Annotated in this window: 15 protein-coding genes; 6 read left to right on the forward strand and 9 right to left on the reverse strand. The window is 72.1% G+C overall.

Annotation, left to right across the window (positions count from 1 at the left end; genetic code table 11):
* Window positions 1-253: 253 nt before the first annotated feature.
* Window positions 254-1,567 carry a streptophobe family protein gene (locus tag ACGF4C_RS05150; protein ID WP_393563369.1) on the forward strand — a complete coding sequence of 438 codons (1,314 nt, stop codon included), beginning with the start codon at window positions 254-256 and terminating at the stop codon, window positions 1,565-1,567.
* Here ACGF4C_RS05150 and ACGF4C_RS05155 read toward each other — a convergent pair.
* Genes ACGF4C_RS05155 through ACGF4C_RS05165 form a run of 3 tightly spaced genes read right to left on the reverse strand, consistent with a single transcriptional unit; the run spans window position 1,564 to window position 5,538 of the window.
* Entirely contained in the window at window positions 1,564-2,616 is a 1,053-nt protein-coding gene (locus ACGF4C_RS05155; RefSeq protein ID WP_393563371.1) for a serine/threonine-protein kinase, read from the reverse strand. The genes ACGF4C_RS05150 and ACGF4C_RS05155 overlap by 4 nt on opposite strands.
* Complete coding sequence (locus ACGF4C_RS05160; protein WP_393563373.1) at window positions 2,613-3,170, reverse strand: hypothetical protein; 558 nt, start codon at window positions 3,168-3,170, stop codon at window positions 2,613-2,615. Before ACGF4C_RS05160 ends, ACGF4C_RS05155 begins: the two co-directional genes overlap by 4 nt.
* A 16-nt stretch (window positions 3,171-3,186) precedes the next feature.
* Entirely contained in the window at window positions 3,187-5,538 is a 2,352-nt protein-coding gene (locus ACGF4C_RS05165) for an FHA domain-containing protein (protein ID WP_393563375.1), read from the reverse strand.
* A 452-nt stretch (window positions 5,539-5,990) separates the two neighbouring features.
* Between ACGF4C_RS05165 and ACGF4C_RS05170 the strand changes: the two genes are divergently transcribed.
* Window positions 5,991-7,622 (forward strand): nucleobase:cation symporter-2 family protein, encoded by a 1,632-nt coding sequence (locus ACGF4C_RS05170; protein WP_393563376.1) that lies wholly within the window; start codon window positions 5,991-5,993, stop codon window positions 7,620-7,622.
* A gap of 72 nt (window positions 7,623-7,694) precedes the next feature.
* On the opposite strand, the gene ACGF4C_RS05175 is transcribed toward ACGF4C_RS05170, so the two are convergent.
* Window positions 7,695-8,420 (reverse strand): transcriptional regulator, encoded by a 726-nt coding sequence (locus ACGF4C_RS05175; RefSeq protein WP_393563378.1) that lies wholly within the window; start codon window positions 8,418-8,420, stop codon window positions 7,695-7,697.
* Between the two features lie 656 nt (window positions 8,421-9,076).
* Between ACGF4C_RS05175 and ACGF4C_RS05180 the strand changes: the two genes are divergently transcribed.
* On the forward strand, window positions 9,077-11,446 hold the full coding sequence (locus ACGF4C_RS05180) for a glycosyltransferase (RefSeq protein WP_393563380.1): 2,370 nt from the start codon (window positions 9,077-9,079) through the stop codon (window positions 11,444-11,446).
* The gene (locus ACGF4C_RS05185) at window positions 11,443-12,636 is read left to right on the forward strand and encodes an acyltransferase family protein (protein ID WP_393563382.1); all 1,194 of its coding nucleotides are present in this window, start codon (window positions 11,443-11,445) and stop codon (window positions 12,634-12,636) included. The genes ACGF4C_RS05180 and ACGF4C_RS05185 overlap by 4 nt, the downstream gene beginning before the upstream one ends.
* Here the strand turns inward: ACGF4C_RS05185 and ACGF4C_RS05190 are convergent.
* On the reverse strand, window positions 12,609-13,394 hold the full coding sequence (locus ACGF4C_RS05190) for a TetR/AcrR family transcriptional regulator (protein WP_393563384.1): 786 nt from the start codon (window positions 13,392-13,394) through the stop codon (window positions 12,609-12,611). The two genes, ACGF4C_RS05185 and ACGF4C_RS05190, sit on opposite strands and share 28 nt — an antisense overlap.
* A 183-nt stretch (window positions 13,395-13,577) precedes the next feature.
* Here ACGF4C_RS05190 and ACGF4C_RS05195 point away from each other — a divergent pair, with 183 nt between their 5' ends.
* Complete coding sequence (locus ACGF4C_RS05195; protein WP_393563386.1) at window positions 13,578-13,799, forward strand: hypothetical protein; 222 nt, start codon at window positions 13,578-13,580, stop codon at window positions 13,797-13,799.
* A gap of 76 nt (window positions 13,800-13,875) precedes the next feature.
* Here the strand turns inward: ACGF4C_RS05195 and ACGF4C_RS05200 are convergent, their stop codons facing one another.
* Window positions 13,876-15,858, reverse strand: a complete 1,983-nt coding sequence (locus ACGF4C_RS05200; protein WP_393563388.1) for an amino acid transporter — start codon at window positions 15,856-15,858, stop codon at window positions 13,876-13,878.
* A gap of 246 nt (window positions 15,859-16,104) precedes the next feature.
* Between ACGF4C_RS05200 and ACGF4C_RS05205 the strand changes: the two genes are divergently transcribed.
* Window positions 16,105-16,572 (forward strand): DUF4118 domain-containing protein, encoded by a 468-nt coding sequence (locus ACGF4C_RS05205; protein WP_393563390.1) that lies wholly within the window; start codon window positions 16,105-16,107, stop codon window positions 16,570-16,572.
* A 54-nt stretch (window positions 16,573-16,626) separates the two neighbouring features.
* On the opposite strand, the gene ACGF4C_RS05210 is transcribed toward ACGF4C_RS05205, so the two are convergent.
* From ACGF4C_RS05210 to ACGF4C_RS05220, 3 genes are all read right to left on the reverse strand, one after another.
* Window positions 16,627-17,133, reverse strand: coding sequence for a hypothetical protein (locus ACGF4C_RS05210; RefSeq protein ID WP_393563392.1), 507 nt, complete (start codon window positions 17,131-17,133; stop codon window positions 16,627-16,629).
* A gap of 132 nt (window positions 17,134-17,265) precedes the next feature.
* Window positions 17,266-20,130, reverse strand: coding sequence for a SpoIIE family protein phosphatase (locus tag ACGF4C_RS05215; RefSeq protein WP_393563394.1), 2,865 nt, complete (start codon window positions 20,128-20,130; stop codon window positions 17,266-17,268).
* A 147-nt stretch (window positions 20,131-20,277) separates the two neighbouring features.
* Window positions 20,278-21,498, reverse strand: coding sequence for an agmatine deiminase family protein (locus ACGF4C_RS05220; protein ID WP_393563396.1), 1,221 nt, complete (start codon window positions 21,496-21,498; stop codon window positions 20,278-20,280).
* Between the last annotated feature and the right edge of the window lie 33 nt (window positions 21,499-21,531).

A 21,531-nucleotide genomic window follows, 5' to 3' on the forward strand; every position in this document is an offset into this window, starting at 1 on the left:
TGGAGATGTCACGGGTCCCTCTTCCGGCACAGGGCCATCCGGCCACGCGGATGTGGTGCGTTTGTTCCCCTTATAGGCAATTGTCTGCCTCAGATCGGCGCCGTCCGCAAGCGGGGCGACGGGGACGCGTACGTGACGCGGCCGCACGCGTACGGAAGGGGGCGTGCCTTCGGTGGCGGGCGCGTTCGACGGATGAGGTAATTGCGGCAGTTGTCGCAATTACTGCGCGCCGGGGAAGGTGAGGAGGCAGCGCGTGAGCCAGATCCGAGGCCCCGCCCCGGCCGGACCCGGACCGGTCCGCCCCGGCGGCGTACCGGCCGCCCTCCGGGCCTGGGGGCAGGCCCTCGGGGCGGCCGCGGCCGGCCTCCTGACCATGATCGTGGTCGCCGCGCTCGGCCTGTGGGCGGCCGGCGCCACCGACCTGCCGGGCGGGGCGTTCCCCTCCGTCGTGGCGGCCGCCGTCGTGGTCGGCGCCGGCGGCTCGATCGGCCTGACCGGTGACGCCGGGATCATCGTCCAGGCGGACGCCGCGCTCGACGTCGTCCCGCTCTCGGTCACCCTGGCCGGTGCGCTGGTGACCGCCGCCGTCTTCCTGCTGCCGCTGCGCCACCGGGCGGTGGCCGGCACGGCGGAACTGCTCGCCCGCATCGCCCGTACGGCCGTGTGCTGGCTGGTCCTGCTGCTGCTGATCGCGCTCGCCGCCCGGCACAGCTTCCAGATCTCGGTGGGCAACGACCTCGCCGACGAAATCGGCGCCGAACTCGGCACCACCCCCACCGTCGGCTTCCGACCCGACCTCGGCGCGACACTGGGCTTCGGGCTGCTGTGGGTGCTGGCGGTGCTCGCGCTGACCTTCCTGGTCTCCCGCCGCGCCCCGCTCTCCTCCCGGCTGCTGCACTACCAGGACTCGCTCCGGCCGCCGGCCTTCGCCATGGTGCTGACCCTGCTGGTCTACGTGGCGATCGCGCTGGTCATCGCCGTCATCGAGCTGATCACCGGCGACCACCCCACCGACACCCTCGCGGTGGTCTTCCTCGGGCTGCCCAACCTCGCCTGGATGGCGCTGGGCATCGGGACCGGCGGCGGCTGGACGGGCCATGTCGACAAAGCCATCGGACTGCCCCTGCCGCACGTCCTGGACCAGGTGCTGCGCACCCACGAGCAGGGCACCCTCGACCTCGGGTCGCTCGCCGAACAGGACGGCCGCGTCTGGTGGCTGCCGGTGATCGCAGCGGTGGTCCTGCTGACCGCGGCGTTCCTGGCCGCGGTCCGCTCCCCGGCCCGCCGGCCGGCCTGGCGGCACGCCGTGGACCTGGCGGTGGCCCTCGCGCTGACCCTGTTCGTCGTCGGCATGCTCACCCGGGTGTACGCCCACTACGGGCTCTCCCTGATCGGCATCGGCGACCTCGGCGGCAACCTGGGCGGCCGGGTCACCCTGCAGCCCCAGCTCCTCCGGCTGGTGGGCGTGGGCGCCGCCTGGGGACTGGTCACCGGCTTCCTCGGCAGCCTCCTGGCCCGCGGCGTCCGGCACCGCGGTGAGGTACGGGACGACGGCCCGGACCGTTAGTGCGTCCGGCCCCGGAACACCGGGGCCGCCCAGCGCGGTGGGGGCGGCGGTGTGCGCCGGTCGCTCCCGGCCGCCTGGCTGCCGGCCACGACCGGCCCGGTGTCCACCTTGGTCGCCTGATGACCCTCCGGCGGCGTCTTCTTGGGCGGCGGCACGGTCCGCCCGGCCGCGCGCAGCGCCGCCACGAAGCCCCGGCAGGTCTCGTACCGGTCGTCCGGCGTCTTGGCCAGTGAGCGGGTGAAGACCGGGTCGACGGCCGGCGGCAGATCCTTCCGCCGGGTGGTGAGGACCGGCGGCTCGGCGTTCATGTGGGCCCACAGCAGCGCCATGTCGTCCTCCCGCCGGAACGGCGGCGCCCCGGTCAGCATCTCGAAGACCACACAGGCCAGGCTGTAGACGTCGCACCGGCCGTCCACCGGGCGGCCCGAGATCTGCTCGGGCGCCACGTAGTCCAGGGTGCCGACGAACTGGCCGACCCGGGTGAGCCCGGTCAGCGACAGCGACTTCTTCGTCAGCCCGAAGTCCGTCAGATAGGCGTGCTCGGGGCGGTCGCTGTCGGTCCCCTCGGCGATCAGGATGTTGCCCGGTTTGACGTCCCGGTGCACCAGGTCGTGCGCATGCGCCGCGTCCAGCGCGGAGGCCACCTGCAGCGCGATCCGGCACGTGGTCTCCAGCGAGAGCGGCCCCTCGCGGGCCAGCAGCGCCGCGAGGTCCTTTCCCTGGACGTACCGCATCGCGATGTAGAGCATGCCCTCGGTCTCACCGGCCTCGAAGACCGGCACGATGTGCGGATGGTCGATCGCCGCGGCCACCCGCGACTCGTGCGCGAACCGCTGCCGGAAGCTGTCGTTGCGGGCGAGCTCGGGCGCCAGCAGCTTCACCGCCACGGTCCGGCCGAGCCGCAGGTCCTCCGCGCGGTAGACCACCGCCATCCCGCCCCGGCCGATCTCGTCCTGCAGCAGGTACTCGGCGATCCGGCGCCCGCGCAGCCCCGACGAGTCGGGCGCCGTGGTGCGCGACCGGTCCTGATCGTCCGGTGCGCCGTTCACAGGTACTCACCCGGCGGGGGAGTGGCCGAATGGGAGGTGGCCGGTGCGTCGTCCTCGCCGCTCCGCGACGACGGCCGGGACCCCACCGCGTACGTCTGCAACGACACCCCGTCGCAGTAGCACCACCGCTCGTGCCGGGCGTCGTACAGCCAGAGCGCGTCACCGTCCACGACCACCCCGATCCGCTGGCCCCGGGTCCGCTCGGCGAACGACTCCCCGTCCAGCTGACCGGCCGCCAGCTCCTCGACCAGCCGCCGGTAGCGGGTCAGCGCCCCCTCCGCCGCGCTCAGCAGCGGCCGCGGGTCGGCGGTCCGGGCGGCGGGCTGTGCGGCGGACGGCGGATCGCGCGGGATCGACAGCAGCAGCCGCCCGTCCACCCAGGCCGACCAGCCGTTGGAACACAGCGCCAGGGCCCAGTCGCCGCGCCGCTCCAGGACCTGGACCGGCAGCAGCGGATCGAGCGGTGCGCTCGGCATGGTCGCGTCCGGTGCCGACCACGTCGCCATACCCTCCGGCGGGACGACATGGCTGGGGAGGAAAGCGGGGGCGGTCACAGGCGGCTCCTCGCTGCTATTGGCGCATGATCTCGGGTTCGTGCCGCCGCAGCAGCCGGGTGACCACGAAGCCCGCGACCAGCGAGAGCACGACCATCATGCCCATGTCGAGCAGCCAGACCCCGGCGGTGTGCCGGAACAGCGGGTCCGCGGTGCTGGGGTCCGGCAGCAGCCGGTGCAGGTCGATGGTGCCCGCCATGGCGCCCAGCGCCCACCGCGAGGGCACCAGCCACGCCAGCTGCTCCAGCCCCGGCACGCCGTTCAGCTTGAGCAGCGCACCGCAGAACACGACCTGGACGATCGCGAGGAGGACCAGCAGCGGCATGGTGACCTCCTCCTTGCGCACCAGCGCGGACACCACCAGGCCGAGCATCATGGCGGTGAACGCCAACAGCGCGACGGCGAGGATGATTTCGATCAGGGCAGGCAGCAACACCCCTTTGCCGCCGGGTGCGTTCAGCTTCACCCCGGTCAGCGCGACCAGCGTCAGCACCACCGCCTGGACGACCGTGATCAGCCCGAGCACCAGCACCTTGGACATCAGGTACGCCGAGCGGGACAGGCCGACGGCTCTCTCCCGTTGGTAGATCGTCCGTTCCTTGACCAGTTCGCGCACCGCGTTGGCGGCACCGGTCAGCACCGCCCCGACGCACAGGATCAGCAGGGCGTTGAGCGCGGTGTCCGGCGTGAGCGAGGACCCGGCCAGGGCGTGCGCCATCGCACCCATCACGAACGGCAGCGCGACCATGATGATCAGGAAGGTCCGGTCCGCGGTCAGCGCCGCCGCGTACCGGCGCACCAGCGTGTGCAGCTGGGCGCCCCAGCTCTGCGGCTTGTGCGCGGCCACCGATCCGGCCGGCGCCTCCGGGGCGTGCGGCGGCTGGTGGGTGTCCATCGCGATGTAGCGCCGGTGCTGCGGCGAGGCCCGGTAGGTACCCGCCCAGTCCCGGTCGACTTCGTTCTCGAAGGCCTCGAACGCCTCCGGCCACTGGGTGAAGCCGAAGTACGGCAGCGCCTCCTCCGGCGGCCCGTAGTACGCGATGGTCCCGCCCGGCGCCAGGACCAGCAGCCGGTCGCAGACGTCCAGGCTGAGCACGCTGTGGGTGACGACGATGACCGTGCGGCCGTCGTCCGCCAGACCGCGCAGCATATGCATCACCGACCGGTCCATCCCGGGGTCGAGCCCGGAGGTCGGCTCGTCGAGGAAGAGCAGCGACGGCTTGGTGAGCAGCTCCAGCGCCACGCTGACCCGCTTGCGCTGCCCGCCCGACAGGCTGTGGATCGGCTGGTTCACCCGGGCGTCCAGGCCCAGTTCGTGGATCACCTCGTCCACCCGGGCCTGCCGTTCGGCCTTCGCGGTGTCCTCGGGGAAGCGCAGCTGCGCCGCGTAACCGAGCGCCCGGCGCACGGTCAGCTGAAGGTGCAGGATGTCGTCCTGCGGCACCAGGCCGATGCGCTGGCGCAGTTCGGCGTAGTCGCGGTAGAGGTCACGGCCGTCGTAGAGCACCGCGCCGTCGTCCGCGGGGCGCAGCCCGGTCAGCGCGTTGAGCAGCGTCGACTTGCCCGCGCCGCTCGGGCCGACCACGGCGAGCAGCGTCCGCTCACCGACCGGGAACGACACCCGGTCCAGCAGCGTCTTCTCCGTCCGGTGGCCGCCGTCGACCCGGACGGTCAGGTCCTGGACGTCCAGCGAGACCTCGCCGGTGTCGATGAACTCCTGCAGTTCGTCGCCGACCAGCGCGAACGCGGAGTGGCCGATGCCGATGATGTCGCCGGGGATCAGCGGGGCCCGGTCGACCGGCTGGCCGTTGAGGTACGTGCCGTTGTGGCTGCCCAGGTCGACGATCTCGAAGCCCTCCGGGCCGGCCCGCAGCTCGGCGTGCCGACGGGAGACCGACAGATCGTCGACGACCAGGTCGTTGTCGGGTGCGCGGCCGATCCGGGTGGTCCGGGCGGCCGGGATCGGCCGCACGGAACTGGGGCTGCGGAAGGTGTGGGTGCCGGCGGGGTGCGAGACGGCGGACGGCCGTCGGACCGGCTCCGGGCGGGGCACCTGGGAGAGCACCGCGCAGGGCCCGTCGGCGGGGTTGCCGAACCGGATCACGCTGCCCGGCCCGACCCCGGACTCCTCGACCCGCCGCCCGTCGGCGAAGGTCCCGTTCGTACTGTTCTCGTCCCGCACCGTCCAGTGGCCGCCCTCCGCCCGCAGCACCGCGTGGTGCCAGGAAACCCGGGCGTCGCTCAGCACGACCTCGCTCTGCGGGTCCCGCCCCACGTGGTAGATCCGGGCGGGATTCATGACCTGGGTGCCGCCGTCGGACTCGACGACGAGCTCGGGCGCGGTAGGCGTCTCCGGCCGCTCAGCCATACCAGGATTTTACGGCGGCGGCCCGGGCCCCGCCCGTCCGCGCCCGGCCGTGGCCGTGGTCCATATCGCCGCCATCGCGGCAAAGGCCCTGGCAAGGCTGCCGCCCAAAACGGAAATTCAAGCGGCGATCCCGCTTTATATGCGCGAAGGCGGGCTTTATGAGGGCTTTATGCGAGCGAACGTCACCGGTTACTCGCGAGGAAGGTCGAAGGTCAACTAAGGTGAGCGATCCGATTGGCCGCCACCCGCAAATTCCAAGGAAATGCCGGACATTGCTGCGCTGATCGAAGGAAGTCCTGCCGAACCAGGACGCAATGTGCAGCGCAGGGCTACGTGGTGTCGGCAACACCAGTTCAACGTCGGCTTTGTAAGACCCAGCCGGCCCGTCCGTTCACCGGGACGCGACGGCGCCGGTCCTTCTTATTCACCTACCTCCTGAAGGCAAGGCAGAGATGGCACGAGTCTCCCGACAGCATCAGCCGCAGTTCCCGAACGAGAGAACGCATCCGGTCGACGAGGTGCTCCCCGTCGGCAAACTCACCCTCTACGGATTCCAGCACGTCCTCGCCTTCTACGCGGCCGCGGTCATCGTCCCGATCCTGCTCGGGAACGCCCTGGAACTCTCCCACGAACAACTCGTCTACCTGATCAACGCGGACCTCTTCACCTGTGGCATCGCCTCGATCATCCAGGCCCTGGGCGTCTGGAAGATCGGCGCCAGGATGCCGCTGGTCCAGGGCGTCACCTTCACCGCCGTCTCCCCGATGATCGCCATCGGCCAGGGGGCGGGCGGCGGCACCGCCGGACTGCTCGTCGTCTACGGCGCGGTGATCACCGCGGGCATCGCGACCTTCCTCTTCGCGCCGTTCTTCAGCAAGCTGGTGAAGTACTTCCCGCCGGTCGTCATCGGCACCATCCTCACCATCATCGGCATGACGCTGATACCGCAGGCCCTGCAGGACGCGGCCGGCGGTGCGCAGTTGATCGGGAAGCCGGAATACGGCGACCTGAAGAACCTCGGATACGCCCTGGGAACCCTGCTGTTCATCCTCGCCGTGGTCCGGATAGGCAAGCCCTATCTGAGCAGCCTCGCCGTGCTGCTCGGCCTCGTCGGCGGTACCGCGGTCGCCTGGGCCTTCGGCGACGTGGATTTCAGCGCGGTGCAGAACGCCGACTGGTTCGGCGTCAGCACGCCCTTCCACTACGGAATGCCGAAGTTCGAGCCGTTCCCCATCATCGCGATGGTCGTCGTCATGCTGATCACGATGGTGGAGACCACCGGTGACGTCTATGCCATCGGGGAGATCACGCGGAAGCGGGTGGACAACGACACGGTCGCCCGGGCGCTGCGCGCGGACGGCGTCGCGACCCTTCTCGGCGGTCTTTTCAATTCCTTCCCCTACGTGGCATTCGCCGAGAACATCGGCCTCGTGCGGATGTCCCGGGTCATGAGCCGGTTCGTCGTGGTCGCGGCCGGTGTCTTCATGATCGCCCTGGGCCTGCTGCCGAAGGTCGGCAGCCTGGTCGCCGCCATCCCGCATCCGGTGCTCGGCGGTGCGGCGATCTCCATGTTCGGCATGGTCGCCACCGTCGGCATCCAGATCCTCGGCAAGGTGGACCTGCGCGAGGAGCGCAACGCACTGATCCTGGCGGTCAGCCTCGGCGCCGCGATGCTGCCGACCGCCGTCGCCCCGTTCTTCGAGCGGATGCCGGAAGGCGTCCGGGCCGTCCTCAACAGCGGCATCACGCTGGGCGGTCTGACCGCGATCCTGCTGAACCTGCTCTTCAACGTCTTCACCCGCCGCAACTCGGTGGAGATCGACTGGGACGAGATGGAGGACGACGGGGAGCCGGCGGACGCGGCGTACCCCTCGCCGGCCGACCAGGACCCGGTGGGCGCCGCCGACCCCCTGGGCGTCCCCGGCCCGGCGGCCGCCCCGTACGACCCGCAGGGCCCGGTCGCGCATTTCCCGCCCGACCCGGCGCAGCATTTCCCGCCGCCCGGCCCGGCCCGGCACTTCCCGCCCGGCCCCCAGCACCCGCAGGGACCCGAGGGCCCCCACTGGGGCACGCCGGCCCGCTGAGCGCGGCCCCGGACGCGCGGCGGGCGGGGAAGGGCCCGCACCCTTCCCCGCCCGCCGCGCTCCCGGAGCCGTCTAGTAGGCGGTCACCGTGTTGAACGGCGGCGCCTCGCCGGCCTCGCCGATCAGCTCCCAGAAGTGGTCGGCCAGCCGGCGCAGGTACGCCGACCGTTCGGCCGCGACCTCCTTGAGGCGGGAGTCGTCGTTGCGTGCCACCAGGTGTCCCATGTAGCGCTCGGAGAACTCCGCGAACTCCGCGTGCATGGTGCGCAGCGCGTCGCTCACCCGGGTCTTGTTCAGCGTGGTGATCTCGATGACCGGTCCGACGTGTGCCTTCCAGCGGCCCTCGATGGCCGACCGCAGGTGCCCGGCGAGTTCCTCGTCCCGTCCCATCACGCCGATCAGCTTCCGCAGCGACAGGCCCAGCGCCTCCACCAGGGCCTTGGTCTGGCGGTAGTCACCGTTCCACCGGTTCGCGGCCTCCGCCGCCCGGTAGGCCGCCGGGTCCATGCCGATCAGCTGGGCCAGCCGGTCCACGCCGATCTGACGGGACATCCGGTGTTCGGCCAGGGTCCGCGGCTCGACGCCCATCAGCGCGGTCGGCGGGCACCACAGGACGTCCGCCAGGGCGAACAGCTGGGATTCGGTCGGGACCTGGGAGCCGTACTCCCAGGCCTCGATGAGCTCGGGCCGGACCGGCGCACCGCAGGCCGTCATGGACTGGGCGACCTGAGCCGTGGTCAGGCCCACGCGGGCCCGCGCGGATCTGGCCTCTGCAGGGGAAAACGGAGTGCTGTACACGTGCGGGACACCTCGCTGCACCCGGCGCTGGAGGGTGCTTTGGGGGGAGAAGAGATGGAGGAACATCCAGGAGCGGGCAGATTAACAGATCGTCCATAGGTACGAACCTCCATTTCCCCTTCGACTCGAAGGCGCCGGGACCGTGCGGGGCGTCGGCGCGTCAGAAGTGCACGATCTGTCCTATTTCCCTCATCAACTCGCTTACTGGGTATAGCCGATAGGTCAGTGCTTACCGGGTGGTAGCGCGCAACGAATCGGCTCGGACAGCGCGGCGTAATAAGAGCGTTACGCAGATGAAGGTGGGGTGTCACAGTGAACCCCGAGGCTGGCGTTGCCGACCGGAACGCGTGACGGACCGGCCGGCTGCACCACCCGACATCCGGTCCTCCCCCCACAATCCGATCAGGATGGGACCCTTCATATGCGAGCAATGCAGGAACGCCGTGATGCGTTCCGAAGCTTGGAGGCTGCGTCAGCAGCCGTGCGTCCGCGCGTCGTCGTCCGTCCCGCCGAGAGACGGACATCCCGGACGACCGCGGCGATGCGCATGTCATGCATCTGACAGCCGACTGAACCGGCTGACGGTCCGGGACCGCCGCACGTCCGGCGCCCGGGCCCGCTTTCGCATGTCTCCTTGCACGAAAGGACATTCCCAGGTGCTCACTTCGCACCACGACAACCACCAGGGCTCACCCACGGCCCTGCTCGACGACGCAACGGACCCGACGACGCACGTCCTCGTCGTCGGCGCACCGGGACCGCGCCTGGAGCGCCTCACCCGGACCCTGCGCGCCACCGGCCACGACGTCACCCACGCCCCGCCCGGCGAGGTCGACCGGCGGATGGGTCACGCACACCCGGACGCCATCGTCGCCCTCGACGACCCCTACGGGTACACCGCGCCCGGCACGGCCGCGGACCACGAAACCGGCCTGGAGGTGATCCGCGAGGTCCGCACCGCCCCCGCCGGGCGGGCGCTGCCGCTGCTCATGGTCACCGCCACCCCGGAGCCCGCCGACGTCGTCGACATGCTCCGCCAGGGCGCCGACGACTGCATACCCGAGGCCTCCGACCCGGTCGAACTCTCCGCCCGGATCGAGGCCAAGCTCCGCCGCGTCCCGGTCCCGGTCGAGAGCCTGCTGCGCGACCCGCGCACCGGCCTCTACTCCCGGCCGCACTTCCTGGACGAGCTCGACCGCGAGCTCCAGCGTCCCGAGGCCGCCCGGCACGGCGGGGTGCTCGCGGTCGTCGGGATCGCCGAGATGGCCGCCCTGGAGGCCCGGCTCGGACCACGGGTCCGCCGGGAGGTCGCCGAGCGGCTGGCCGGGGTGGCCGAGAAACTCGGCAGCTTCTGCGACCGGCTCGGCCGGGACGACGACGGCCATCTGCTGATGCTGCTGCCCGGCGTCGACGAGGAGACCGCCCACCGCGGCCTGACGAAGTTCGCCGCCGCCGTCGCCGGCACCCGCTTCATCGTCGCCGACGAGAACGTCCGCCTCACCCCGGCCATCGGCTGGCTGCCGCTCACCGGCTGCGCGGACGGCACCCAGGCCACCGCGCAGGCCGAGGACGCCGTTCAGGAAGCGCTCCGCCACCGGGACCTGCGGCCGGTCCGGTACGCGCCCTGGATGCGCGGCGCCCCGCACCGGCACCGCCGGCCGCCGCTCGGCGCGCTGATCCGGCCCGTCCTCTCGGCGCTCTCCCCGGTCCTTGCGCTGCTGCTCGGTGTCGCGGTGCCGTTCGTGCTCTACCAGCAGGCGTACACGCTCGGCTGGGACCTGGGCTCGGCCATGTACTGGGTGGTGGTGGGCGGACTGGTGCTGTCGGCGTTACTGATCGTCCTGGAGTGCCTGTTCTCGCTCGACGCGACGGCCCGGCCGGCCGAACCCGGCGCGCCCTATCCACCGGCCAGCGCGGTCATCGCGGCGTACCTGCCCAACGAGGCCGCCACCATCGTCGACACCGTGGAGTCGTTCCTCCGCCTCGACTACCCCAACGAGCTGGAGATCGTGCTGGCGTACAACACGCCGCACCCGCTGCCGGTCGAGGACACCCTGCGTGAGATCGCCGTCCGCGACCCGCGGCTGGTGCTGCTGCCGGTCGCCGGCTCGACCTCCAAGGCGCAGAACATCAACGCCGCGGTGACCCGGGTCCGCGGCGAGTTCGTCGGCATCTTCGACGCCGACCACCACCCCGCCCCGACCGCCTTCAAGGACGCCTGGCACTGGCTGTCCAACGGCCACGACGTGGTCCAGGGCCACTGCGTGATCCGCAACGGCGAGAGCTCGCGGGTGGCCGAACTGGTGGCGGTGGAGTTCGAGGCGATCTACGCGGTCAGCCACCCGGGCCGCACCCGGCTCTACGGCTTCGGCGTCTTCGGCGGCTCGAACGGCTTCTGGCGCACCGACCTGCTCGCCCGCACCCGGATGCACGGCTCGATGCTCACCGAGGACATCGACTCGACGCTGCGCGCCCTGGGCGAGGGCGCCCGGTTCGCGGTCGACCGCACCTTGATCTCCCGCGAGTTGGCGCCCACCACACTCAAGGCGCTGTGGAACCAGCGCTCCCGCTGGGCCCAGGGCTGGCTCCAGGTCTCCCTCAAGCACCTGTGGCGGGGCCTTGTGTCACCGGTGTTCACGGCCCGTCAGAAGCTCGGTCTGTTCGTGCTGCTGGGCTGGCGGGAGGTGCAGCCCTGGCTGACCCTGCAGATCCTGCCCATCCTGCTGTACTCGGCATGGAAGGCCGGCGGCTTCACGCACCTCGACTGGGCCGTGCCGGTCTGTGTGCTGGCCGTGCTCTTCACCCTGGCGGCCGGCCCCGTGCAGGCGCTCTTCGCCTGGCGGCTGGCGGTGCCCGAACTCCGCTCGCGCCGCCGGTGGTTCTGGTCGTACTTCCTCGTCTCGACCGTCTTCTACAGCCACTTCAAGAACATGGTGGCCCGGCAGGCACACCTCAAGGAGGCGCTGGGGGACCGGCAGTGGCGGGTCACCCCGCGCGCCGCCGCGAAGGCGGTGGCCCCCCGGTGAGCACCTCGGCCGCCGCGCCGCCCGGCAACCGGGCCGGCGCCATCGACGGCTTCCGCGGACTGGCCGCACTGAGCACCGTCGCCTTCCACGTCTGGCAGCAGTACTTCCGCTACGACGCCGGCGGCAGCCATCCGCCGGTCGACAACCCCCTGGTGGGCGCGGCCCTCTCGCTCGAAGTCATCGACCTGTTCTTCGTGCTCTCCGCGTACCTGCTGACGCTGTCGTACGCGCGGGCCGCGATCGACGGGCGCTCGCTCCGCCCGGCCCGGCTGTTCCTCTTCCGGCGCGCGATCCGGATCCTGCCGCTGTACGTGCTGGCGGTCCTGGTCGTCTGGGCGAGCCGTAACCCCTCCCTGCCGGGCAACTGGCGCGACCTGGTGGAACACCTCACCTTCACCCATGTCTTCGACCAGCAGCGGATCTTCTACACGCTGGGTCCCACCTGGTCGCTGTCGCTGGAGGTGCTGTTCTACGCCGTGCTGGTGGCGCTGGGGCCGCTGGCCGTACGGGCCTGCCGGCCGCTGCGGCGGCGCGGCAGCCGGGTGGCGCTGTGCGCGGCGGGCTGCGCGGTGCTGTACGCCGTGCCGCTCGCCTGGATCGCCGTCGCCCACTACGGGTGGGGGGTGCCGCACACCGACTGGGTGGTGTACTTCGGCCCGCAGGCCCGCTTCGGCGGGTTCGCGGCCGGGATGGGACTGGCCGTCGCGACGGCCGCGCTCGGTGACCGGGGCCGGCTCGGTCCGCGCGCCGCGCTGCTGCCGGCCGGGCTCGCGCTGGCCGGGCTGTTCGCGCTCTCCCTGGACTCCGGTCCGGAGAACTTCACCTTCACCTTCTACCACCCGATCGCCTCGGTGCTGTGGGTGGTGCTGATCTTCAGCACCCTCCACGTACGCCAACCCCCGGTCTGGCACCGGCTGTTGACCGCCCGCTGGCTGACCGCCGTCGGACTGGTCAGCTACAGCATGTTCATCTGGCACGAACCGGTGATGCTCCAGCTGCACAACGCCGGGCTGCTGCCCGGTGGCCAGGCGGGGTTCTGGCCCGCCCTGCTGATCGTGTTCCTGGCGGCGCTGCCGGTGGCCGCCGCGAGCTACTGGCTCGTCGAGTACCCGGCGAGCCTGCTGGGCCGGCTCAAGGACAGCCGCGGGCGGCCGCGGGAGTTCTATCCCGAGCCCGTCGCGTCACGCTGACCGCCCTCGCCCGGACCTTCGCCGGGGACCCGCGCCGGATGCGCCCGGTCCCCGGCGAAGATCCGTTCCAGGTGGTAGTCCAGGGTCCGCCGGACGTCCTCCAGCGAGCGGCGGTGGTGCAGTACGTCGCCGCCCAGCCCGATCGCCCCGGAGACCAGCAGATCGGCCTCCCGCCACGGGTCGAGACCGGGGGCGGTCCACCCCGCGTCGCGGGCCGCCCCGATCAGCTCCGCCACCAGCCGCTCCAGGGGCTGCTCGGCGGCCAGGAAGACCGCGGCGAGCGCCGGATCGGTCAGGCTCCGGGCGTAATAGGCCGCGAACACCCGTAGGGCGGTGGCCCGTTGGGCATCCAGCGGGAGGAACTCCGCCAGGATGGCACGGAGTACGGCGCGCGGATCGGCCGGGTCCTGACGGAACCGGGACCGGGCGATCCGCTCGTTCTCCTCGTGCAGCAGGTGCAGCGCGTCGACCAGCAGCCGGTGCTTGCTGTGGAAGTGGTACTGGACCGCGCGCAGCGACACCCCGGCCTCCGTGGCCACCTCCCGCAGACTCGCCGCGTGCAGCCCCCGCTCGGCGGCGATCCGCCAGAGCGCCTCGGCGATCTGCCGGCGGCGCCGGGCGTGCGCGGCGGAACCGGCCGGCGGCGCGGCCGGGGGAGCGGGCGGCTGCTTGCGCCGCCGGTACGCCTTGGCCTGGCAGCTGCGCGAGCAGTACAACGCCGGCCGGCGCCATCCCCGTACCGCACATACGGCACGCACGACCGGTCACCCGGCCCTTTTCCTCACGCACAATTCCCCTCCACGGCACCTGAAAATGTGTGACGGAATGCGAATTCGGCTGTAATTCCAAGGCCATTCGCCAATTTCCCAATGGTACGTTCGTAACGTCCCACAGCGGGACGGAAATTGCTGACCACGTATATGAGGGGGACCCGCACACCCATGAAGTACGACATCCTGCAGATCATCGGGGCGGCCACGACGGTGGTGTTCGCGCAGGGGGCGATCCGGCTGCTCGTCGACCACGGGAACACCGGACTGCTCGGCTGGCTCGGTGCCGGTTTCGGCGGCACGCTGGCCGCGCACGGACTGCTCGTCGCGGTGGGCCTGCTGCTGACCGGCTGGTCCCACACCCGCGCGAAGGCCCTCGGCCGGCGCGGCTGACGGTGCCGCCATGGGAGACGCCCGGCCCCACGGTGCGTGCGGGCCGGGCGTCAGAGGTTTTTCTGCCGGTGGGCCGCTAGCCCACGTGGACGCGCGGACGGCGGCGCGGGTCCGGCTCGGCGCGGCGCAGGACCTCGCGGGTCACCGGCGCGACCTCACCGTCACCGAAGACCAGGAACCGCAGCAGATGGCTCAGCGGATGGCCCTCGGTCCAGTTGAAGTACGCGTGCGGCACCTGGCCGGTGCGCTCGCGCAGCTGCATCAGCACGGCGGCGATGGTGTTCGCCACGCCGGCGCCCTCCACCCGAAGGATCTGCGCGCCGTACTCCTCCGCGCCCCGCACGTGCAGGTTCGTGGTGAAGTCCGAGGAGTCGGTGACCGTCACCTCCAGGAACAGCACCGGCCGCCCGTCGGGTATGTGGGTCTCCTCGCGCTGGCTGTACTCCTTCTGCCGGTACTCCTGCGCGTCCCGCTCCTGCGGCTCGTTCGCGATGACCCGCAGCGGCCCGGCCGCGATCGCCGTGTCGATCAGCCGGCCCGCGGTCTCGTCGAAGTCGACCTGCACGGCGCGGAGTTCGAAGGCGCGGTGCACCCGGGACGCGAACGAGGTCAGCAGCATCCCGAGGATGAACAGCAACGCGATCTTCAGACCGTCCGGCCGCTCGATCACATTGGTGACCAGGGTGTAGCCGAAGACCAGGGTGATCGCGCCGAAGCCGACGGCGGCCGCCCGGTGCCGCCGGTGCCGGGCCGCGACGGTGGACGCGAACGAGGCCGACAGCATCAGCACCAGCACACCCGTCGCGTACGCCCCGCTCTGCTCGTCGACGCTGGCGTTGAAGACGACGGTGATGCCGAAGGCGATGGCCAGGAAGATCAGCACCAGCGGGCGCACCGCCCGGGCCCACTCCGGGGCCATGCCGTAGCGCGGCAGATAGCGCGGTACGAGATTGAGCAGCCCGGCCATCGCCGAGGCACCCGCGAACCAGAGGATGGCGATGGTGGAGACGTCGTAGACCGTGCCGAACGCCTCGCCCAGGTACTCGTGCGCCAGATAGGCCAGCGCGCGGCCGTTCGCCGAACCGCCGGCCTCGAACTCCTTCTGCGGGATCAGCAGGGTGGTGGCCAGGCTCGACAGCAGCAGGAAGCCGCTCATGATCAGCGCCGCGGTGGTCAGCAGCCGGCGGGTGCCGCGGATCCGGCCGGCCGGCTTGGCCGCGGTGTCGGTGGCCTCGCCACGGATCTGCGGCATCACCGCCACACCGGTCTCGAAGCCGGACATGCCCAGCGCCAGCTTCGGGAAGACCAGCAGCGCCACTCCGACGATCGCCAGCGGTGAGGAGTGCTCCGCGGTCATCGCGCCCCACCAGTCACCGACCACCACCGGGTGCGCCAGCACGTGCCAGGCCGCGGTGCCCAGCACGACGACGTTCAGCGTCAGGTACAGCCCGACGAGCCCGACGGCGATGCCGATCGCCTCGCGGAAGCCCTTGAGGAACACCGCGCCCAGCGCGGCCAGCAGCAGCAAGGTGATCCACAGGTTGGCACCGTGCAGCGTCGGCGGCGCGAACGGGTTCTCCACCACGTGCGCCGAGGCGTCGGCGGCCGACAGCGTCATGGTGATGACGAAGTCCGTGGCGGCGAACCCCAGCAGCACCAGCACCAGCAGCTTCCCCGCCCACCAGGGCAGCAGCCGCTCCAGCATGGCGATCGAACCCTCGCCGTTCGGGCTTTCCTTGGCCACCCTGCGGTACACCGGCAGGGCACCGAGCAGGGTCAACGCGATCAGCACGAGGGTGGCGAACGGCGAGAGCAGCCCGGCCGCCAGCGCGGCGATACCCGGCTGATAGCCCAGCGTCGAGAAGTAGTCGACACCCGTGAGACACATGACGCGCCACCAGTGGTGGCCCTTGTGCTCGGCCGGCGGCGTGCCGTGCGGGCCGGGGTGACGGGCGGCATGGCTGCTCAGTCCGTCCAGCAGCCAGCCGCGCCACCGTTGGCCGGGAACGGCCGGGGCGGCAGGCGGGGGCTCGGCCTCGGCCTCGGTACGCGTGCTCATGCGGGTTCGTCCTGCCGTTCATCGGTCGTCGGTTCGGGCAACGAGGAGCGAGTATGCATCACCGGCCACCGCCCGTTTCTGCCACCCTGGCCACTTCTGCCCGCTCCGTGCGCCAACCCGGCGTCAGGATCGCGTCAAGATGCCGCCGCCCCCCCGTACACACGGTGTCAAGGCGCCCCACACGGCGGCCGCGTGCCTGCTCCGACGCGCACGCTGACAGGAGATCCGACGGCAGGAGGTCTTCCCGTGGTCACCCTGCATCCCCCGACGTCCTGGGGCCGCCCGCACATCCCGCGGTTCACCCGGGTCCCCACCCGCCCCGGCCCGTGCACCGCGGCGCCGCCCCGCCCGGCGCGCCTGCACCGCGCCCCGCCGGACCGCACCCTCGGGGCCGAACTCGCCCTGCCGCTCGGTGCCGTCGCCGCGGCGCTCCTGGTCACCGTCCTGCTGCCGGCCGGCGGCGGCGCCCACCCGGCGGTCGCACTCGCCGCCCTCGCGGTGCTGACCCTGCTCGCCGCCGTGCCGGCCCGGCCGGTGCTGCGGCCGGCCGTGGCCCTGGTGTCCTGGCTGTTCTACGACGGTTTCGTGCTGAACGGCCACTCCGACCTGGCCTTCCGGTCACCGGACCGGACCGGCCTGCTGGTCCTCCTGCTCGCCGCACTCGCGGGCGCGGGCTGCGCCGCCGCGTTGCGGCTCGTCCGCCGGCACCCGTAGGCCGCGCCGCGGGCCCGCCGTCACCCGCTTCCCCTCACCGGCAGCGGCTGTCCCTCACCAGCAGCGGCACCGGACGTGCCGGCGCGCCGCCTTCTGCCCGTAGAGGTGGTGGCCGGGCCGGCACCGGTGGCCCCGCGCCGCGCGCCGCCGCTTGCCCGGCGCGGCCAGCAACCCCAGCCCGGTCCCCAGCATCCAGACGTCCTTGGCCAGCGGGAGCCCCTCCTGGGTCGGCCGCGGGCTGCCCGGCTCGTGCATCCCCGGCGTCCGCAGGTACATGCCGACCAGCCCGCCGGAGAACCCGGTCAGCGCCAGTCCGGCCAGCCGGGTGGGCACGAACGGCGCCAGCAGGGCCCCGCCGACCGCGACCTCCGCACACGCCAGCAGCCGGGTGAACCGCTCGGCGGGGATCCGCTGCAGGAAGGGATACGCCGTGCAGGCCATCCCGTGCACGCCCTCGGCCGTCCCCTGGTCGGCCTTCAGCATCGTCAGCCCGGCATTGAGGATGAACGCGCCGGTGGCCAGCCGCGGGGCCACATCACGCACGTCGGGCAGCAGCACCATCGCCAGCCTCCGTGATCGGGTCGTCGGCCCCCCGACCGAGCTTAGCCACGGGCCCACGGACGGGCATCCGGGCCCGGACGCGACGACGGGCGTCCGGCCGAACGAAGCAGGACCAGGCACGCGGCCCCAGGGTCACAGCGCCGGTACGTCGTCCCACTGTTCGAGGATGTCCTCGGCCGAGTCCGGGCCGCCCTCCTGCTGCCCGTCGTCGAGCGACTGCTCGGTCCAGATGACCTTGCCGCCCGGGGTGTAGCGGGTGCCCCAGCGCTGGGCGAACTGGGCGACGAGGAACAGCCCGCGGCCGCCCTCGTCGGTGGTGGCGGCCCGCCGCAGGTGCGGCGAGGCGCTGGTCCCGTCGGAGACCTCGCAGATCAGCGTGCGGTCGTGCAGCAGCCGCACCCGGATGGGCTGGGCGCCGTACCGGATGGCGTTGGTGATCAGCTCACTGAGGATCAGCTCGGTGGTGAACTCGAGCGCTTCCAGCCCCCACGACTCCAGCTGCCGCATGCAGGCGGACCGGACCGGTGCCACGGCGGCCGGGTCGGAGGGCACGTCCCACTCGGCCACCCGGGACGGACCCAGCAGCTGCGTACGGGCCACCAGCAGGGCGATGTCGTCGCTGGGGTGCTCGGGCAGCATCGCGTCGAGGACCGCCGCACAGATCCCGTCCGGGTCGCGCCGCCCACCGGACTCCAGGGCGCGGTGCAGCATCGCCAGCCCCGTGTCGATGTCGCGGTCGCGGTCCTCCACCAGCCCGTCGGTGTACAGCACCAGTCGCGAACCCTCGGCCAGCGTCAGCTCCGCGGTCTCCACCGGCACGCTCGCGCCCAGCCCCAGCGGCGGGGAGACCGGAACCTCGGGGAACGTGACGGAGCCGTCCGGGTGAACCAGTGCCGGCCCGGGGTGCCCGGCGCGGGCCACCGTCGCCCGGCCGGCCACCGGGTCGTAGATGGCGTACAGACAGGTGGCGCCGGTGATCCCGGTCCGGCCGCCGTCCGGCCGTCCCCCTTCCGCATCGCTGCCGATGCCCGGCCAGGCCACCGCGTCGCCGTCCGTGGCCCCGGGCCGCCGGCCCGCCGCCCGGGCCTCGTCCGTGTCGATATGGCTGACCAGCTCGTCCAGATGGTTGAGCAGCTCGTCGGGCGGCAGGTCGAGGGCGGAGAAGTTGTGCACGGCGGTGCGCAGCCGGCCCATGGTCGCGGCCGCGTGCAGCCCGTGCCCGACGACATCGCCGACGACCAGTGCGACCCGGGTGCCCGGCAGCGGGATCACGTCGAACCAGTCGCCGCCGACCCCCGCCTGCGCGGGCAGGTAGCGGTGCGCCACCTCCAGCGCGGACTGCTCGGGGAGGGCCTGCGGGAGCAGGCTGCGCTGAAGGGTGACGGCCGTGGTGTGCTCGCGGGTGTAGCGGCGGGCGTTGTCGATGGAGATCGCGGCCCGCGCGGTCAGCTCCTCGGCGAACGTCAGGTCATCGTCCTCGAAGTCGTCGGACCGGTCCGAGCGCCAGAAACTGGCCACCCCCAGCACCACGCCCCGCGCCAGCAGCGGCACGCTGATCAGCGAGCGGATCCGGGCGTCCAGCACCCGCTGGGTGGCCTCCAGGTCCTGCCGCCGCCACTCCTCCGACCGGCGCAGATCGGGCACCAGCACGGTCCGGCGGCTCTCCAGGCTCGTCGCCATCGGCGTACCGGGCACGAACCGCAGCACGTCCCCGACCCGGTAGATCGCCGAGGCGTCCGGGACGCCCCGGACCGCCATCCGCCGCAGCTCGGTGGTCAGCGCGGCCTCCGGTTCGTCGCCGCGCAGCACCGGCTCCAGCAGCTCGACGGTGACCACGTCGGCGAACCGCGGCACCGCCACATCGGCCAGCTCCGCCGCGGTCCGCCCGACGTCCAGCGTCGTCCCGATCCGCAGCCCCGCGTCGTAGATCAGCTTCAGCCGCTCCTGGGCCACCTCGGCCCGGCCGGCCAGCACCCGTAGTTCGGTGGTGTCCCGCAGCGTCACCGCCGACCCGGCCGGACCGCCGAACGGCGCGGTCGGCCGGACGTTGACCGCGAGCAGCCGGTCACCCGCCAGATACACCTCGTCGGTGGCTTCCCGGCCGGACGCCAGCAGGGCGCCGAGCCGTGGCTCCAGCCCCAGCTCCGCGACCGGCCACCGTTCCTGTTCCGCGTCCTCGGGCAGATCGAGCAGCCGCCGCGCCTCGTCGTTGGCCAGCACCAGCCGTCCGTCACTGCCGATGATGAGCACGCCCTCCCGTACGGCGTGCAGCACCGCGTCGTGGTGGTCGTACATCCGCCGCATCTCGGCCGGGTCCAGCCCGTGCGTCTGCCGCCGCAAACGGCGGTTGACCAGCACCGCCCCGCCGCTGACCAGCAGCAGCGCGCCCGCGGCGGACCCGAGCAGCAGCGGCAGTTGGTGCGCCACCCGCTGGTTCGCCCGCCCGGCCCGGATTCCCACCGACACCAGACCCACCACCGATCCGTCCTTGTCCTCGACCGGCACCACGGTGGCCACGGAGGTCCCCAGGGCGGACGTGAAGGTGTCGGTCAGCGTCCTGCCCTTCAGCGCCTCCCGGAAGCCGGGACCGACCACCCGTTTCCCGATCAGCCGCGGGTCGGGATGCGTCCAGCGGACGCCGTCCGGCCGGAAGGCCACGATGTAGTCGACCTTGGTCGCCTTCCGGGCCGCCTCCGCCTGCGGCTGCAGCACCGCGCTCGGATCCGGGGACTTCATGGCGGCGAGGGTGCCCGGCGCGTGCGCGAAGCTCTCCGCCCCGACGAGCGAACGCTGCCGCGCCTCGTCCTGCGTCGAACTCTGCGCCTGGAAGACCAGCGCCACGACAGCGGCGACGATCAACAGCAGCACGAGGGCGAGCTGCACCACGAACACCTGGCCCGCCACACTGTGCGCCGTCACCAGCGCCCGGAGGCGGCCCCCGACGGACGGCGACGAGCCCTGCGACCCGTCGCCGTCCCGCCGGAAATTTTCCCTCATGCCCCATATTTAGCATTCTGTTCCCGTACGGGCGGGGCGGGCGACGGCGGCGGCCTGTGCCGCACCCGCCCGAGGGCGAGGCGCGGCACAGGCCGTGCGGCGACCCGTTCGCCGGATCGGGTCAGGGCATCGGGTCAGGGAATCGGCTCAGCCCGTCCGCGGGATCTGCTGGGTGATGCAGTGCACCCCACCGCCGCCCCAGGCGAGGGTACGGGCGGAGACGCCCACGATCCGCTTGGTGGGGAAGAGGGACTGGATGGTGGCCAGTGCCGCGGTGTCGGACGCCGCGATGTCCGTCGTCGGGACCACGACGCCGGTGGCCGTCGGGTAGTAGTTGGTGTAGCTGAAGGTGATCACCTCGTCCGTGCCGACGGTGAAGGTGGGGAGCTGGTTCATCTCGGTCAGGGTGAAGTGACGGCCCTGGGCGTCCGTACTGGCCTGCAGCACGGACTTGTTCTCGGCCAGTCGCGCGTAGTTGGGGTCCCCGGTGTCGGACGGCAGATTGATCAGCAGGCGGGCCGGACCGGCGTAGGCGGCGACGAGGTCGACATGGCCGTTGGTGACGGTGTCCCCGTACATCCCGTACGGCAGCCAGATCATCTTGGTCGCCTGATAGGCGTCGAGCAGTTTCGCCTCGATCTGGGCCTTGGTCAGGTCCGGGTTGCGGTTCGGGTTGAGCAGACACTCCTCGGTGCCGATGATCGTGCCCTGGCCGTCCTGGAGGAGCGCACCGCCCTCGAAGATCATGTCGACGGGCAGCCGCGGCACCCCGAGGTAGTCGCAGACGCCTATGGGGAGGTTGTCGTCCTTGTCGTGCGGGAACTTGTTGCCCCAGCCGTTGAAGCCGAAGTCGAGGCCGAGGAGCTTCCGTCCGCTGCGGTCGACACCGAAGATGGGGCCGTTGTCGCGCGGCCAGCAGTCGTTGATGGGGTACTCGATGACGGTGACGGTCGGGCCGACCCGCTGCCGCACGAAATCGGCCGTGCCGGTGTTCGCCACCATCGTGACCGGCTCGAACTGGGCGACCGCGCGGGCCACTTCGGCGACCTCGTTCTGCACCGCCGGGAGCTTCTCACCCCAGTTGTCACTGGCGTCCCACGGGAAGGCCATGAGACAGCCCGCGTGCGGAGCCCACTCGCCGGGGACGGTGTACGTCGTTCCGTTGTACGTGGCCGCGGCGGCGCGCCCGGCACCGGCCCCGAGGAAGGCGGCCGAGGCGGCGGCCATCGCGGAGGCGGTCAGGAAGCCGCGCCGGCTGAGCGCCGATCTCCGGGGGATTCCGGCGCCGATGCCGGAGGCGGCGGTGGTGCTGGAGGGGGGTGCGCTCGATGCGTCCGGGCCGGAGGCGGGTGCGCTGGGTTCGGTCATGCGGAACTCCTCACGTGGGTGGTGGCGTGGGGG

It is taken from the genome of Streptomyces sp. NPDC048197 (assembly GCF_043202395.1).
Classification (GTDB): Bacteria; Actinomycetota; Actinomycetes; order Streptomycetales; family Streptomycetaceae; genus Streptomyces; species Streptomyces siderophoricus.